At 42.8% G+C, this 18,025-nt stretch carries 11 protein-coding genes; 1 reads left to right on the forward strand and 10 read right to left on the reverse strand.

Translation table 11 applies throughout. The features are described from left to right. Window positions 1-176: 176 nt before the first annotated feature. Window positions 177-1,643 (forward strand): cardiolipin synthase, encoded by a 1,467-nt coding sequence (cls, locus tag HOO54_RS19860; protein WP_172298324.1) that lies wholly within the window; start codon window positions 177-179, stop codon window positions 1,641-1,643. A 232-nt stretch (window positions 1,644-1,875) separates the two neighbouring features. Here cls and HOO54_RS19865 read toward each other — a convergent pair whose 3' ends face one another. From HOO54_RS19865 to HOO54_RS19910, 10 genes are all read right to left on the reverse strand, one after another. Then, entirely contained in the window at window positions 1,876-2,091 is a 216-nt protein-coding gene (locus HOO54_RS19865; RefSeq protein WP_172298326.1) for an MbtH family protein, read from the reverse strand. Continuing rightward, the gene (locus tag HOO54_RS19870) at window positions 2,088-9,230 is read right to left on the reverse strand and encodes an amino acid adenylation domain-containing protein (RefSeq protein ID WP_172298328.1); all 7,143 of its coding nucleotides are present in this window, start codon (window positions 9,228-9,230) and stop codon (window positions 2,088-2,090) included. The genes HOO54_RS19865 and HOO54_RS19870 overlap by 4 nt, the downstream gene beginning before the upstream one ends. Window positions 9,231-9,244: 14 nt before the next feature. After that, the gene (locus HOO54_RS19875) at window positions 9,245-10,159 is read right to left on the reverse strand and encodes an isochorismatase family protein (RefSeq protein ID WP_172298330.1); all 915 of its coding nucleotides are present in this window, start codon (window positions 10,157-10,159) and stop codon (window positions 9,245-9,247) included. Between the two features lie 28 nt (window positions 10,160-10,187). After that, window positions 10,188-11,813 (reverse strand): (2,3-dihydroxybenzoyl)adenylate synthase, encoded by a 1,626-nt coding sequence (locus HOO54_RS19880; RefSeq protein WP_172298332.1) that lies wholly within the window; start codon window positions 11,811-11,813, stop codon window positions 10,188-10,190. A gap of 26 nt (window positions 11,814-11,839) precedes the next feature. After that, window positions 11,840-13,033: an isochorismate synthase DhbC gene (gene dhbC, locus HOO54_RS19885; protein ID WP_172299741.1), complete on the reverse strand. Its 1,194-nt coding sequence runs from the start codon at window positions 13,031-13,033 to the stop codon at window positions 11,840-11,842. Between the two features lie 20 nt (window positions 13,034-13,053). Beyond that, entirely contained in the window at window positions 13,054-13,824 is a 771-nt protein-coding gene (locus tag HOO54_RS19890; RefSeq protein ID WP_172298334.1) for a 2,3-dihydro-2,3-dihydroxybenzoate dehydrogenase, read from the reverse strand. Window positions 13,825-14,130: 306 nt separating this feature from the next. Next, complete coding sequence (locus tag HOO54_RS19895; protein ID WP_172298336.1) at window positions 14,131-14,988, reverse strand: alpha/beta hydrolase; 858 nt, start codon at window positions 14,986-14,988, stop codon at window positions 14,131-14,133. Between the two features lie 21 nt (window positions 14,989-15,009). After that, complete coding sequence (locus tag HOO54_RS19900) at window positions 15,010-16,017, reverse strand: FecCD family ABC transporter permease (RefSeq protein WP_172299742.1); 1,008 nt, start codon at window positions 16,015-16,017, stop codon at window positions 15,010-15,012. A 4-nt stretch (window positions 16,018-16,021) separates the two neighbouring features. Then, a complete protein-coding gene (locus tag HOO54_RS19905) occupies window positions 16,022-17,026 on the reverse strand; it encodes a FecCD family ABC transporter permease (protein WP_172298338.1) in 1,005 nt (334 codons plus the stop codon). 20 nt (window positions 17,027-17,046) lie between these two features. Further along, window positions 17,047-18,000, reverse strand: a complete 954-nt coding sequence (locus HOO54_RS19910) for an ABC transporter substrate-binding protein (RefSeq protein ID WP_172298340.1) — start codon at window positions 17,998-18,000, stop codon at window positions 17,047-17,049. Between the last annotated feature and the right edge of the window lie 25 nt (window positions 18,001-18,025).

Consider the following 18,025-nt stretch of genomic DNA (forward strand, 5'->3'; position numbering starts at 1 on the left):
TTTTTGTATTTATATCGTAACTTACTTATAAAATGTTTGACAGTTTTTTGCTTGTAACCAAACAATATTTAGAAACCTTCTGAACTTATTTACGTATTACTTGACATAGTTGCTTGAAAGTTCAGTAACTGATATAAATGGAAAGTGTAAAAACAAATCGGCTTGTGAGGTTTATCATGGATATTATTCAAAATCTTAGTATAACGTCAATTTTTCTTGGTTTTATATTAGTTTTAAATATTTTGTTAGCGACTGTTGTTATTTTTAGAGAACGCCGTGATGCAAGTGCCTCATGGGCTTGGCTTCTCGTGATGTTCTTTATTCCGGTGTTTGGCTTTCTTCTCTATTTGCTTTTTGGAACTAAATTAAGGGGCACTCGTCTTTTTCAATGGGAAGACCGTAAAAGGATTGGAATTGAAAAGATTCTAGAACAGCAGCTTAAAAAACTGAAAAGCAGTGAATTCCAGTTTCGTAACAAGGCAACAGCAGACAGCAAAGATTTAATTTATATGCAAATCATTAATAATCATGCTGTCTTTACAGAAGACAATGATGTTGAATTATTAACAGATGGACGGCAAAAATTTGATCGACTTCTTCATGACATTGAAAATGCAAAAGATCATATCCATCTGCAATATTATATTTATAAAGGGGATGATATTGGAAAAAAAGTACGGGACGCACTCATCAAAAAAGCTGAAGAAGGTGTGGAAGTACGCGTTCTTTACGATGACTTAGGTTCAAGAAGCTTGAGAAAAAGCTTTTTTAAAAAGCTGGTCAAAGCCGGTGGATATGTTGAAGTCTTTTTTCCATCACGATTTAAATTTATTAATTTAAGAATGAACTTTCGCAATCACCGCAAGCTCGTCATCATCGATGGAATGATCGGTTATGTTGGAGGATTTAATATCGGAGATGAATATTTAGGGCTCAACCCTGATTTTGGTTATTGGCGAGATACACACCTTAGAATTAAAGGAACAGCCGTCCATTCTATTCAAACGCGATTTATCCTTGACTGGAATCAGGCAACAGATACTCATAGCATTACATATCAAGCCAATCACTTTCCCGAGACCAGTCCCCAAGGGCACATTGGTATGCAAATTGTCACTAGCGGCCCAGATTCGGAATGGGAACAGATTAAAAACGGCTACATCAAAATGATTTCTACAGCCAAGCAATCGATTTTGATTCAAACACCATATTTTATCCCTGATGCCAGCCTCCTTGACGCGCTGAGAATCGCCTGCCTTTCAGGTGTAGACGTCAGAATTATGATTCCCAACAAACCAGACCATCCTTTCGTATACTGGGCGACACTTTCATATATCGGGGACCTGCTCAAAGCAGGAGCTTCTGTTTTTATTTATGATAATGGCTTTATTCATGCGAAAACCATTATTGTCGATGAAGAAATTGCATCGGTCGGTACAGCAAATATTGATATGCGCAGTTTCAAGCTTAATTTTGAGGTGAATGCTTTTTTATATGATGAGAACATTTCAAAAAAACTCGTTTTATCATTCGAAAAAGATCTAGAAGTATCAAGAGAACTGACTTATGAAGAATATCAGAATCGAAAACGAAGAATCCGCTTTAAAGAAGCCATTTCAATCCTTCTGTCACCCATTTTATAGAAAAAAAAAACGAAGCGAGTGGAGAAACATGTGTCGTGTTTTTCCACTCGCATTTTGATTATGTTTATTTTCAAGAAACATGTTGCATGATGTATTTTCATTCTACCATTTGTTAAACGTGAAAAGGGCGCCAATAGTCAAAGATCGACTTACAGATTATTCAAGAGCAGAAAACCGCAAAGCAAAATATGTCAACCCTTGCCGATTCTGATATCATGAACGGCTGGCCGCCTCATGAATTTTTATGAACAACAGCCTTCAAGCTGTTCGGCTGAAGATCAGTCCAATGTGAACGGATATAGTCTAGACAAGCACTGCGGCTCATTTCATCGCAAACTGCGATCCAGCCGGATGGTGCATCAATAAAGGCTGGCCAGAGCGAGTACTGGCCTTCTTGATTCTTCAGCACGACAAATGTTCCGTCTTGGGTTTCAAAAGGATTTGTCATCTTTGATTTCTCCTTTCATTTAGAACAGTCAATTTTTTCGCTAGCTCACGTCCAATGATGGCAAGCGGTCCCGGCTGGCACAAGTCTTTATGCCGGCAATCGATGGGATACTCCTCGATCTTCCCATTCAGATAAGGAAGCCATGCTTCGGACTCAATCGGATCAAACCATTCTGGTATAATAGTTGACCGGAAGAAAAGAAGATCCCCAGTAAATGATTGAGGCTTATAAGTACTCAAAATACGGACCGAGTTCACATATGTTTCTTTCAGATTCAAAATGGTCGATTCATTAAGACTAGCAAGTGCGCTGCCATCACGGCGCAATATCTCAATTGCGCTGGACAGTTCGAGCGGCGCTCCATCGAGACTATCAGGGTCATATCCTCCCAATGCTAAAAGAGCAATAAGAGCTTCCTGCTCATCAGGAGCAGCTTTGATCGGAAGAAAATGATTCGGATAAGCATCCAGCATGACGAGAAGCGAAACTTCTTCACCTTGATTTTGTAACTGAGTTGCCATTGCATGAACCACATTCCCTCCGAGAGACCACCCTAGCAGGTGATAAGGCCCTGTTGGCTGAACCTGACGAATATGATTGATATAATCCTCAGCCATCTCATCTAGTGTTTTCGGTAGTTTTTCCTGTTTTCCGATTCCGCGGGCTTGCAAACCATAAAGAGGATATTCTGTTCCGAGAGATGTCATCAATCCCGCATAACACCAACTTAATCCTCCCGCAGGATGAACACAAAACAATGGCAATTGATCACCACTTGTTCGAAGAGGGAGCAAAACATCCAGTGCACTATGACTGCTTCCCGCTTCAAGTCGTTCGGTAAGACCGCTGACTGTTGGTGCTTCTAACAAATCACCAATCCCTAGCTCAACCCCGAGTGATTCACGAATCCGGCTCATCAGTTGAACAGCGAGTAGAGAATGTCCGCCAAGCTCGAAGAATCCGTCATCAATCCCAACTTTAGGCAAATTCAAAACAGCTGAAAACAGTTCACATAACATTTCTTCTTGCGGTGTTCTAGGACCGCGTCCTTTTAAAGTCACAGTCAAGTCCGGTGCAGGCAACGCTTGTTTGTCAAGCTTTCCATTTGGGGTGAGCGGCAGTTTGTCAATCGTCACAAAAGCTGATGGCACCATGTATTCAGGTAAAGTTCGGGCCGCATCATGACGCAATTCAGCGAAATCAAGTTCTGTTGTTTTTGAGACAGGAACGATATAAGCCACAAGGCGTTGATCTCCTGGTTGATCTTCACGAACAACAACAGCCGTCTGAGCAATTTGATGATGATGGACAAGAACTGCTTCAATTTCGCCTAATTCAATTCGGAATCCACGGATTTTAATTTGTTGATCAGCTCGTCCCATATAGTCAAGAGAACCATCTGAACGCCAACGGGCCAAATCCCCAGTACGATACATCCTCGTACCGGACGGTCCGAATGGATCAGCGACAAACCGCTCAGCTGTCAAATCAGGTTTCCCTAGATAACCGCGGGCAAGACCGTCTCCTGATACATATAATTCACCAGTGACTCCAGGCGGTACCGGTTTAAGATAACGATCTAGCACATAGATGCAAAGATCTGGGATTCCGTAACCAATCAGACTGTTCGCTTGCAAAGATGTTTTCTTCTGATCGAGACCAACGTAAGTGACATGCACCGTCGTCTCTGTAATTCCGTACATATTAATTAACAGCGGATAGTTTTCAGGATGACGCTGATACCAATCATCCAACCGGCTTAACTCAAGCGCTTCTCCTCCAAAAATCACAAACCGCAGTGAAAGCTTTTGGCCAAGCTCTGGATTGTCACGATCAGCTTGCATCAACTGATAAAAAGCTGATGGTGTTTGATTCAAAACTGTGACACCTTCGCGAATAACCAATCTTAAAAATTCAACAGGAGAGCGGCTGATCTCATGTGGAACGATAACAAGCCGGCCGCCGTGAAGCAGCGGTCCCCAAATTTCCCAAACTGAAAAATCAAATGCATAAGAATGAAACAGTGTCCAAACATCTTCCGAACTGAAGTGGAACCAGTCATTTGTCGCTTTAAACAGTCGAACAACATTATGATGCGGAATGATGACTCCTTTCGGTTGCCCCGTTGATCCCGAAGTATAAATCACATATGCGGGATGCAGCGGTAACAAAGGTGCAATACGGTCACTATGACTCGGATTATCGCTAGAATACTTTTTCAGTTCTTTTTTAATCTCTGAATCATCAAGTATCATCTTTTCAACAGCACCTGCATCTAGAAGGCTTGAAACCTCAGAGTTTGTCATGATGCAGACCGGCTCCGCATCTTTCAGCATATATGCTATCCGCTCAGCCGGATAATTCGGATCAAGCGGTACATATGCTGCACCTGTTTTAAGTACAGCCAACAAACAGACAACCATATCCAATGATCTTGGCATAGCCAAAGCCACGAATTGTTCGGGACCAATTCCTTTATGAATTAGCCAATGGGCAAGACGATTTGCCCGCTTATTCAGTTCATCATAGCTAAGAGATGTATCCTCAAATATAACAGCTGTTGCTTCAGGATACTTCTCAACCTGCTCTTCAAATAATACTGGCAAACAAGTTTCAGGTGCTTTTTGAAGCGTGTTGTTTCCCTGATGAAGCAGCATTTGTCTTTCCTCTTGCATAAGAATATCGAGATGCTCAATTGGCTGATCAGGATTAGTTGCAGCCGATTTCAGCAGTTTCAAAAATCGCTCGACAAGTGCCATAGCAGTCTGACGTTTAAATAGGTCTGTACTATATTCCAAGAAACCAGTAATACCGGAACCTGTTCCATTTGCAAGACGATGTTCACGAAGTTCGAATGTTAAATCAAACTTTGCCGTCCCAACACTTTTCATCTCGAGATCTGCTTGAAGACCAGGTAGATTTAACGCTGGCTCGGGTGTATTTTGAAATGCTAACATGATTTGAAATAGCGGGTGTCTAGCTCTTGATCGAGTAGGATTAAGAACTTCAACAAGCCGCTCAAAAGGAAGATCTTGATGTTCATATGCAGCAAGATTCACCTGTCTAACCCGACTGAGAAGCTCACGAAAACTCGGATTACCAGACGTGTCCGTTCGGAGCACTAACGTATTGACAAACAAGCCAATCAGATCACCGAGCGAATCATGGCTTCTCCCTGCAATTGGGCTACCAATCGGAATATCACAACCCGCTCCGAGCCGAGTAAGCAGTGTTACTAAACCTGATTGCAATACCATAAATAAACTCACTCCATGATCACGGGCCAAGTCTAGCAATTGGTTGTGTAACTGTAAATCTATGTTAATCTGAATTGTATCACCACAATAACTTGATTCTGCAGGTCGCGGGTAATCGGTCGGCAATTCAAGCTGATCAGGCAGATCAGCAAGTGTTTTCGTCCAGTAGTCCATCTGTCTTTCAAGATAACTCTCATGATGAAGCAAGTCTTCCTGCCAAAACGCATAATCGGCATACTGGACAGGAAGCGGCTGCCAATCTGGTTCCTTGCCATGACAGCGGGCTTCATATGCAGTTTGCAAATCACGAGTCAACGGTGTCAAAGACCAGCCATCACTGATCATATGGTGCAAAAGTAGTAATAAAACATATTGATTGCCTTCAAGCTGAAACAGTTGAACACAAAATGGCGTTTCTTCTGCAAGGTTAAAGCTGTATCTGGCAGCTTCATCAAGTATTTCAGGCAGATCAGTCTTGTTCACTTGGGAAACGATCAGTTTTGGACGTGCACTGGCAATGTTCAATATATGTTGGTATGATCTCCCTTGTGTCTCGGGAAAGATCGTTCTAAGTGATTCATGCCGTACCGCTAAATCATAAAGTGCAGCTTCAAGTGCTTCATGATTCAGTTGACCAGACAAATGAATAACAACTGGAATATTGTACGTCGGACTAGGACCTTCCAAACAATGCAAAAACCAGAGACGGCGCTGAGCAAAAGACAGCGGAATCTTTTGTTGACGCTCGATTTTTTGTAAAGCCGGTCTAGTGTCTCCTCCATGATCAAGCTGTTTAGCTAGTTTTTCCGGTGTTGGTTGATCAAATAATCGACCGATCCCTAGTTCGGTTCCTAATACTTCACGAATTCTGCTGACGAGTCGACCGGCAAGCAAAGAGTGTCCGCCAAGCTCAAAAAAGTTATCATCAATGCTGACATGAGAAACTCCAAGAATATCAGCAAACAAACCGCATAAAATGTCCTCTTGAGGTGTTCGCGGCTCTCGGCCACCTGTTCGTCCGGAAAACTCCGGTTCTGGAAGAGCTTGACGGTCAAGCTTTCCATTTGGAGTTAGCGGAAACTCAGAAAGAATGACAACTGCTGATGGTACCATATAATCAGGCAAGGTTTTCTGCGCATAACTGCGTAGTTCAGTCGAGTCAATTGTCTCTCCCGAAATAGGAACGACATATGCCACCAAACGCCGATCACCTGGTTGATCTTCACGGACTAAGACAGCCGCTTGTTTGATGTCAGTATGTTTGGCAAGGACTGCCTCAATTTCTCCAATTTCAATGCGAAAACCCCGTATTTTAATTTGATGGTCTGTACGGCTGATATAGTTCAGTGAACCATCAGATCGCCATTTGACAAGGTCACCGGTTCGATACATACGAGACCCTGGCGGACCGAATGGATTGGCGATAAAACGTTCAGCAGTCAGCTCTGGTCGCCCTAAATAACCGTGTGCTACCCCGGCTCCCGCTATATAGAGCTCTCCGATCGTTCCCGGTGGTACAGGCTGTAGGCAAGCATCTAGAACATATACTTGTGTGTTCCAAAGCGGCTGGCCAATTGAGGGAGATTCTACCTCGGTATTTTCCAGAGCAGCTGCTGTTGACCAAATTGTTGTTTCCGTTGGACCATAGAGATTAGTCATCTGACAGCCCAGGTTTTGTAATTTGAATACAAGTTCTCGAGGAAGCGCCTCACCACCGACAAGCACCTTTAACCCTCGAAGCTGTTCAGGTTCGGTTGACACTAGTGACTGCCATAGTGTCGGTGTTGCCTGCATCATTGTGATCTCATGCTCTGTTATCATGTTTGCCAAAGCTGATGGATCTTGAATTGTTTCTTTCTTGGCAATGACAACATGCGCTCCGCTAATCAGCGGTAGAAAAATTTCTAAGGCTGAGATATCAAAAGCGACTGTAGTAACCGCCAATAACCTATCATGATGATGCAAAGGAAACCGTTTCTTCATCGATAACAAAAAATTCTTTAAGCTTTCAAATGATATGACAACACCTTTAGGTCTACCAGTCGAACCAGAAGTGTAGATCATATATGCCGGATGAAATGATGTGACCGGCTCTTTCCAATCTTTTTCGGTTAAATCTCCAGAGGAATACAGCCCAAGCTCTTTCATGACATCTTCTTTATCTATGACAATGACGTTCAGATTTTGAGAAAATGGCACTTCTCTTGTTTTACTTGTCATGACGAACAAAGGTTGCGCATCATGAAGCATATAATCAATTCGCTCACTCGGATAATCCGGGTCTATTGGTAAATAGGCTGCTCCTGATTTAAGAACAGCAAGCATCGAAATGACCATCTCTTGTGAACGGGGCAGGACTAAAGCTACGAACTTTCCGGGACCTGCTCCTTTGGCAAGCAGCAAGCGAGCCAGTTGGTTTGCTTGCTCGTTCAGTTTGGAATAAGTAAGAACATCGTTTTCAAATACGACAGCTGCAGCATCAGGAGTTTGTGCTGCCTGATCTTGAAACACTGTAGGTAAACTGACTGTGGGTAAAGGGTGATGCGTCTGATTCCACTCAACTAGAACTTGCCGTCGTTCCTCAGGAAGCAACATTTCAATTTTGCCAATGGGTAATTCGGAAATTGTTTTTAAAATACGATGGAAACGGTGCAAATGTTTCTCAAGGTCTTGTTCACTGTATACATCAGGGTTTGCATCAAGATTTATTGTGAAAGAGCTCCCCCCCGGTTTTCCATAAATATTCATTGATAGATCATCTACAGGACCTGCCGCTAGATTGTGGACTTTCCCAATATGACCGGCAAAGTTTAAGCTGTGATCAAACGGCATAATATTAATTTGGGGACCAAACAGCCTGTGATTTTCACCAATCAATTTGAGATCTCGCCGCAGCTCCTCATGTCGATAATGTTGGTGACGCCGCATTTGAAGAATTTCTCGTGAGACCTGGTGAACAAGTTGATGAATCTCCATCTCAGAGGTAACTGCTAAACGAAGCGGCAGGACATTCATCACCATTCCAGGAACATTCAGTGAAGCAGATCCTAAACGGCACATCATCGGTAATCCAAGTACTACATCACGCGCACCCGTTAGACGATGAACATACACCGCAGCAGTAGCAATCACAAGCTCATGCCAACCAGCACCGAGCTTAGCCGCCAAAGACATAAGGTGTTCTGTGCTGTTCAAGGACAAAGACTGACGAATAAAGCGGTTAGACGTTCTTGATGCCCTGTCAGCAAGGCTGACCACTTCCGGTTGATCCCGAAAGCGGTCAAGCCAAAATTGGCGATCTTGCTTATATTGATTTGAGTCTCGATAAGCGGTATCTACCTCAAGAATCGAGTCAAGTGAGCCAAATGTACCCTCTTCGACAGGAAGTTGATGAACCAAAGCTGTATAAACTTTTGACAATTGCTCAGCGATAAGTGTAAAACTAAAGCCATCAGTTGCAATATGATGAATTCGCTGGTACCACAAATAAACATCAGGAGCCACTTTAAACAAGGCTTCAGTAAAGAGCGGACCTTGTGTTAAATCAATCGGTGTTGCTAAATCGGACTTCATCCATGCTTCAGCTGCCTTCTGCGGCTCAAGTTCTGAGCTAACATCTATCACATGGAGCGGAAAATCTTTAGATAAATCGATCACCTGCCAGGGACCATCTCCATCTTCGCCAAAACGCGCATGCAAACTGTCAGCTTCGGCAATGACATGACGCAGTGCTGTCTCAAAAAGCTGCGGGTCGATAGAGCCATGGATTTCGACATATTCACCAGTATTATAAATCGGATTTTCAGGATCAAGCTGTTGAGCAAACCAAATACCAGCCTGTGCTCCAGTCAATCGTTTACCGTTATTTGGACATTTCGTCATGACCATGACCTCCCTTACTGATAATCTGTGTTGGGTAAAGGCATTGTTGGAACAGCTGACAACAGTCTCCACCAATTGTCAATTGTCGGCTCCTGGGCAAGCTCGACAAACGTTACTTCAGCTCCAGCATGACGCCAGCGTTCAATCAAACTCATCATTCTAACTGAATCAAGCCCTCGATCAATTAAGTTTTCGTTATCACTAATGTTTGCAGGTGATTCAAGAAGTAGATTAGCAATTTGTTCGCGAATCGTTTGTTTTGTGAGCACTTGCGTCTGATGAGTTGCTTGTCCATTGCTTAATTCTTCGAGCAGATTTGCGGTAGTGATCGTGAAAGCACATCGTTCAGCAGCATAGTGAATAGCCGTTTTATGATATGAGGCTGAGAAATCTGCCATCGCATCTGCTACGAAAAATGTCTCTATATCCTGCATAAATGCATCACATGCTGTCAATAAACAGCCGATATGTGCGTAAACACCTGTGACGATCAGTTGGTCACGCCCGTGTGTTTGCAGGACATCTAAGAGGCTCGTTTTTTTAAAAGCATTATATCTCCACTTTGTCAGAACAATGTCATGTTCATTTGGTTTAAGTTCTTCAACAATCTTTTGCTGATTAGGGTCTGTCCCAATTCCCTCTCCCCAAAAATCTTGCAGAAGTCCTCGTTCTTCAGGGGTCTGCCCGCCGGGCTGGGCAGTATAAATGACGGGTATACCAAGTTCTCTGCATTGATCCTTTAACTGTGTGATATTTGCAAGTAGTTCTTTTACTGGTGAATCGTCTAATCTGTAAGCGCTGAGAAAGTATTGCTGCATATCATGAATAAGAAGTGCGGTACGCTTTGGATGCGGTGTCCATGAAACCTTATTTTTCGGTAAATCTGAGGCTTTTGGCATTTGGTAAGGTGTGATGGCAGGAATGGCCATCAAATCACATCCTTTCGTTCTGTTTTCATTACATTTTTATTTTCTGAGCCGTTTTCAACTTTTCAGCAATGACTTTTCGCAATGCTTTTTTGCTCACTTTCCCCACACCTGTCTGTGGAAATGAATCGATCAATTCAACGCGGTCAGGGATTTTGTAAGCCGCAAGCCCTCTCTCCCTTAAAAACGCTTTAATCTCCATCGTGGTCAGTGTCTTGTCACACGGGATAATGTATGCACATGACCTTTCTCCAAGAAATTCGTCTGGCATAGAAACGACTGCAGCATCATGGACTGCGGGATGAGCAAGCAGATGATTTTCTACTTCTTCTGCAGCTACCTTTTCCCCGCCTCTGTTAATTTGATCTTTAGCGCGACCTTCGACAATCACATGACCTGATGGAGTCACCCTGACCAAATCGCCGGTTCGGTAAAACCCATCTTTGGTAAAAGCTTTTGCATTATGCTCCTCAGCTTTATAATAACCGCGAATTGTATAAGGACCGCGAGTCAACAGTTCACCGGTTTGCCCTGGTTCCACTTCACATCCGTTTTCATCAACGACTCTAATTTCATCAAAGGGTGACATTGGTCTTCCTTGTGTATGGATGATGATTTCTTCTGAGTCATCAAGCCTCGTATAGTTGACCAATCCTTCTGCCATACCATATACCTGCTGTAATGTGCAGCCTAACACTGGTTTGACACGTCTAGCAGCTTCAGCACTGAATTTCGCCCCACCAACCTGAAGTACTTCAAGGCTTGAAAGATCATCGCGACGTGCTTGTGCAGCATCAAGCCAAATTAAAGCAAGGGGTGGCACAAGAGCTGTGATCGTCACCTGCTCCTTCGCTATGAGAGAAAAAGTCTCATCAGGACTTCCACCCTGAGCTAGAACGACTCTACCACCTGCATACAAAGTGCCAAGTACACCAGGTGAACTCAGTGGATAGTTATGGGCAATCGGTAATGCGGCAAGATATACACTATCTTGATCAAGCTGACAAATTTCCGCACTGATTCGCAAACTATAGATATAATCATCATGAGTTCTTGGGATCAGCTTGGAGAGCCCAGTGCTTCCGCCTGATAATTGAAGAAAAGCAACATCAGCAGGACTCACATCGGGATAGCTAACAGGATCGTCATACAAGCTAGTAAGCGGTTGAAATTCTTCTGGATCACCTGCGACAATCACATGCCGTAATGCAGGCGATTTCTGACAAATACCCCTTGCCAGATGACGGTAATCAAATCCTGCATATTGATCTGGAATGATGTAAGCAACCGCTTCGGTAAACTCACAAAAATAACTGATTTCATTTTGTCGGTGTGATGGTAGAGCAAATACCGGAAGAGCACCAATTCGAAACAAAGCGAAACACACTTCGAAAAACTCAGGAATGTTCGGTAGCTGTACAACAACTCGGTCTGCTTTTTTAATTCCTAGCTTTAATAAGCCTGCCGCAAGAAGATCAGCTTTCATATCTAACTCCTTGTAGCTCATCTGCGTTTCTCCGCATGTCATTGCAATTTGACTGCCATATTGCTGAGCCCGTTCTCTGAGCATGCCACCAAATGTCTCACCACGCCAACACTCCATCTTCCGATACTTCTCAGCAAACTCTTTCGGCCATGTCGGACATTTCGTCAGCATCTTTTCATCTCCTTTTCACCTTGACTTTAATCATTCTCTTCAAGACCCATCGCGAGAAGCATCGTCCGAAATTTGGCTGATGTCTCAGCAAGTTCCTCTTCAGGACTTGATCCGGCAACAATACCTGCTCCTGCAAACAGACGGAGAGAGCGTTCTTCAGCCTCAGCACAGCGCAATGTCACAATCCATTCTCCATCCCCTTTGGCATCGCACCATCCAACGATTCCTGTGTAAAAACCGCGATCAAACGGTTCAATTTTCTCAATAGCCGTTTTTGCTAGATCTGTCGGTGTGCCACAAACAGCTGGGGTTGGATGCAACGCTAAAGCTAATTCAAGCGAAGATATAGATGGATCGATCAGCTCCCCAGTCACCTCTGTAGAAAGGTGCCACATCGTCTCAGTATTAATCAACGAAGGGGTCGACGGTACCTCCAACGTTTTGCAAAAAGGTTTGAGCGAAGCAGATACTGCCTCAACAACAACTGCATGTTCATGAAGATCTTTTTCTGAAGACAGCAATTCCTCTGCACGCCGCCTATCTTCAGTCATATCATGACTTCGGGGTCTTGATCCTGCCAAAGGGTTCGCTAAAACTTTAATTCCTGACCTTGAAACCAACAGCTCAGGGCTAGCGCCTATTAAGGTTCGTCTCTTTGTTGTCCGTGAAATCCGTTCAGACACATCTACCGCAAAGGTATATCCGCTTGGATTATGCTGTGCGAGTTTGTACAACAATGGACCAATATCGACTTTTTCTGATGAGTCCAACTGTAATGACCTTGACAGCACGATCTTGCTTAATTCACCGGTGCCTATCCTGGCCAAGCCTTGTTCAACACAGCGCATATATTCCTCAGGTTCAGGAACAGGAGCAACTCCCCAGACCATCGAGCTGTCCATTTCCTCCCCTTTCTGATCAGCCTGTAGCGGATCTGTCTGCCACACCTCTGTTGGTACTGTCAGTTTGATCGATCTTGACCCATCAAAAGGTACTGCACCGACAAGAATAGGATGTTGGAGTCCCGACTGCTCTGCATCTTTAAGGATTGACGCAGCACGTTGCGGCAAATTGGATGTGTTCGGTTCAGAAATGGCTGCAAATGTACCTTTCGTAAGAATTGTCCGTTTTGGCGAAGATAAGAAAAATGAAGCATCAGCCTGATATTCACGAAGAAGTTGTAGTGCCGTCACTTCTGTAACAATGTGATGATCCATGATGAAACCCTCCTTAAAATGAATTAAATTCCTAAAGTAGCTCCTCCATCAACACGCAAATCATGCATTGTAATATGGCTTGCCTGGTCTGACAGCAAAAATATAACAGCGTTCGCGATATCTTCAGGAACTGCTATTTTCCTGAGTGGAATTCCAGTCTTATATGTTTCAAGGGATCCAGTGATCACAGTTTCAGCCCCATCATGATTAGCGAAAAGCGAGCTTAACATAGGGGTATCCGTTGAACCTGGTGACACGATATTACAACGAATATTGTACTCGGCAAGCTCAAGTCCAAGACATTTCGTAAACATCAATGCCGCTGCCTTTGAAGCGGCATATGCAGCCATATGCATTCGCGGGACCGCCGCCGCATTCGAACCAACTGTCACAATTGATCCAGACCTGCGGGACATCATATAGGCAGAAACAGAGCGTGACACATAAAAAACTCCAGAAGTATTTACACTAAATGTTTGCTCCCAATCTTCATCACGAAAAGATGTTATCAATCCTGTTCGAAGCACACCGGCGACATTCACCAACATCTCTATCGGACCGATTTCTCGTTCGATTCGGTCTACCATCTCACTAACAGCCGTGCTATCACCTACATCTACACAAAAACTCGTCATTTGCGAAGCTTTATTTCTAAGATCTGACACTAGCTCTTGAAGCTGTTCTCTATTTTGGTCTACCGCTACAACGAACACACCGCGGTCTATCAATGATCGAACAATAGCTTCACCAATGCCTTGTCCAGCACCTGTCACTAAAGCAATCCTGTCATTCATCTCGCACCATGTCCTTTCGATGTACTAGTTTCCAAGAGTACACTCTTTCTATTGAGAATGATTATCATTACCATTCAAAAATATAATATACCAATAAATGCTAACGGTCAAATCATTTTCGATTTTTTCCGTCATCTTTTCGGTATATTTTCTTTACTCTCTCTATAATTGGAGGAAACATGGAGCTGTCTAAAACGTCATTTATCAACATGAATCAGGGGGAATGGCGAGAATTTTGTGGAAAGTGGGCAAATTCCCCCATTTTTATTGCTCCACACTATTTTCAGGATCCCCCCCTGCTTCAGATCAGTTGCGACTGACGGGATTTAATGCAAACCGCAGCGCTCTGCTGATTAACACCGGCAAAACCGTGATATGACCTTCTCCTTTAAATTCAGTAAATTCTGCTCGGACACCAAAGTTTTCAAGCGCTGATAAGCGTTTAGCCAAAGTTTTTGCATTGTCATTCATCCGGCATGGATGTGTTTTCTCTAATTCTCCTGCTCCAAGCAAGACATCCACCTTGAGATTTGTTTTTTGTAAACGTGATATAAAATCAGCTTCGTTAGCAAAAAATGACCTGTTCCAATGAATCGATGGACTTCCAGCAATATATGTTTGAAATAAACCGGGGTTCCTAAACAAAGCTTGCAAGACAAACAGTCCGCCGAGAGAATGACCAAAAATGGTCTGTCTATTTTTATCAACTTTAAATTCACGTTCAATTTGCGGTTTTAAGTCGTTTTCAATGAAAGACAGAAATGTTTCTGCTCCGCCCGAAACAGGCCATTCTCTCCCATCAGGTCTTGGAGGTAACTCATCTTTGGACACTGGAAGCGTAAAGTCGTAAATTCGTCTTTGATCAAATGGAGCATCTGTCTGATAACCAATTCCAACGATTAAAGCTGGTATGACTCCTGTTTTCTCGGGTCGGCGCGCCTGCATCCGCATCGCCTCAACCATTGTTCCAAATACTGAGTTGCCATCAAGCAAATAGATGACAGGGTATCCCGTTGGCGGCGGCTCTTCACTAGGTTTTGCTATAAAAATACGGTAATCACGGTTCCCCTCTCGCGAACGCATCAGGCACTGTTGAGCCCTGGGAATCGTCACAGGCGAACAATCAGCCACGCCCATACTCTGAAGATGTTGATCATGAACCATTTACTTTCTCCCCTTTTTATCCTAATGAACCGCCTTTTTTTGTTTGAAAAGCAAGTATAAGAAGTAAGGTACACCGAAAATTGCGAGAATAATTCCAGCTGGTACCTCTGTTGGTTGAAACAACAATTTTCCTGCCAAATCAGCCGACAGGACAAGAAACATCCCAATCAGTCCACTTAATGGCAATGAATAGCGATGCAAGACTCCTGCCAACCTTCGGGAAATATGCGGTGCAATTAAACCGACAAACCCCATGCTTCCCGATATGGAGACACAGGCACTAATAATCCCGACACAGGCGCAAAGCAGGACCAATTTTTCGAGATTAGATGATATACCCAAACTTTTGACAATATCCTCATCAAAACGGATTGTATCAAGCACATGACTTTTTGCAATCAAAAATGGGATAAATAACAAAAGCCAAGGCAATGCAGCCTGAATATATGTCCAATTTGCCGCTGATATACTTCCATTTCGCCACAACATAGCCATTTCAAAATCGTTAGGATTCATTTTTAATGATAAGTATAATGAAATAGCACTAAAACCTGAGTTAATTGCGATTCCTACCAAAATAATTCTACCGCTATCAAACCCTCCACCATGCCAAGCAAACATCATAATGAAAATAGCTGCCAAAAGCCCTCCTATTAATCCGAAAAAAGGCATACCCATTGCAGATAGAAGGCTCTGTGAATCCATTTGACCTTTAAACATTAACAAATAGCCGACAATCGCTGCACCTGCTCCCGCATTAATACCCAGTATCCCGGGATCAGCCAAGCCATTTCTTGTGATTGCTTGTATGACAGCACCAGCAATTCCCAGCCCGAGCCCGACAAGGCCAGCTGTAACAATGCGTGGCAGTCTTAATTCAAACAATAAAATGCTATTCTGTTCATTTGGATTGATTTGAAAAAGGGTAGCAAGCAGATCTAATGGATGTACTGAGAAAACACCCATTGTTATACTAAAATAACAAACAAGTAATATAAGTGCAATGAATACAATGTAAATCATTGCTATTTTTTTAGGCATGTTGTTCCCCTCCTTTTCTCTTTATCAAGTAAAGGAAGAAAGGAACACCGATGATTGAGGTGACCACTTCAATTGGTGTTTCAAACGGATAATTGATAAATCGACTAGCAAGATCACTCATTGTTAAAAAGACACCGCCAATGATACAAGAACAAGGGATCAACCGGCTATAGTCAGAGCCAACGAGAAAGCGCGTTATATGTGGCACAACTAAACCAACGAAGGCAATTTTTCCCGCTATAGCGACAGAACTGCCTGTCAGGATCACAACTGATACCATCGCAATTAATTTAACGGCTTTTTTCTGTTGCCCAAGACTTTTTGAAATATCGTCACCCAATGAAAGAACCGTCACTCTTTTGCTAAGGGAAAGTGCCAGAATGATGCCGATTATGAAAAAAGGAATAGCAAACTTCAAAAGGTCCGAATTGATTTGATGAAGTCTTGCGCTATACCAAAAACTTAGATCTTGTGAAACTTGAAAATAGATGGACATTGCCGCTGACACACTGCTGAGCAACATGCTTGTCACCGTTCCAATAATCGCTAGCTGAACAGGTGTAAAACCGTTTGGAATCACCGATGCCAGACCAAAAACGAGCAGTGCTCCGACGGCAGAACCGATAAAGGAGTACACCATCATTTCAAGCGATGTCGATTGCGGAAGCATAATCATGAAAAGTGTGATGATAAACGCTGAACCGTCAGAAACGCCCATAATCGATGGAGATGCCAAGTAATTTCGAGTTATTCCCTGCATAAGCGCTCCGGACACAGCTAGCGCTGCTCCAATCAAGAGAGCGCCAACAGCCCGCGGAAGCCGGGAATACCAGATAATTTGATGATCGGTATTCCCTTTATCAAAATTTAGAAATGCTGAAACAATGACATCTGTATCAAGTTGTTTTGCTCCATAGCATATAGAGAGAAAAACGGACAATATCACCAAAAATGGAGCGGAAATGATGATCATCTGTGTCATTCGCTTTGAACGCATAATGAAAAACCTTTTCTATTTTAGTTTTTTGCCAATTTTTCTGACGCCGCTTTTAGAAATTCAATTTTACTCCACGCTGTACCTCCTTGAGCAAGCGGATCTACAGCATTAACGAACACATGATTCTTTTGAACGGCTGAAATGTTTTTCCAAATTGGATTTTTCTCTAAATCTTTGAGCGCATTTGGCTTGTCTGCATTTTCGTTGTCGGCAAATTGAACAAACATATAGTCAGGATTGATTTCACTTAATTTTTCAATCGAAATCAGTTCTTGCGTTTTTGCTGCTTTCACTTCAGCAGGCGCCGTAAATCCTAACTCACCGTATAGTGTTGAATTGAAAAATACTTCTTTTGGATAAATAAACACATTTCCTTTTCTGATTCTAACAACGATTGCTTTCTTATTTTTTGCAGTTTTCGCTAATTTCAATTTTGCTTCTTTCAGATCACTTTCATAATCTGAAATAATCTGTTTTGCTTTGTCCTCTTTTCCTGTTAATTCAGCCAACAGGTTCAAATTATCTTTCCAGTTGGATGAAATATGGGAGACAGGGATTGTCTTTCCTGTTTGCTCGAGCTTTTTAACCATTTTTTCTGGAAATTTTGTCGATGCTAAAATAACATCCGGATTTAGTTCAAGAATTTTTTCAAGGTTCGGTGTTATTTTTTCACCAACTGGTTCTGCCTGATCTGTTATGCTTTCAAACAATGGTGGGAACTTTCCTGAGAAAGACATCGCACCAACTGGATGAACGTCTAGAAGCTTAGCGTCTTCCATTGACTCAACGCTTCCGGTAATGACAATTTTTTGGGTTGGAACCTTCACCTTATATGTATGACCAAGATATGTAATATCTTTCTCTGTTGAATCAGAACCTTTTGTCTCACTGCTTGCCTTCTCTTTTTTGTCTCCGCAAGCTGCAGCGGTTAGGGCAAGAAGCAAGACCAATAAAAATATAGAAAGTTTTTTCACAAATGTGACCTCCTCAATTAATTGA

The organism is Bacillus sp. WMMC1349 (assembly GCF_013155385.1).
In the GTDB taxonomy this organism is placed as follows: Bacteria; Bacillota; Bacilli; order Bacillales; family Bacillaceae; genus Bacillus.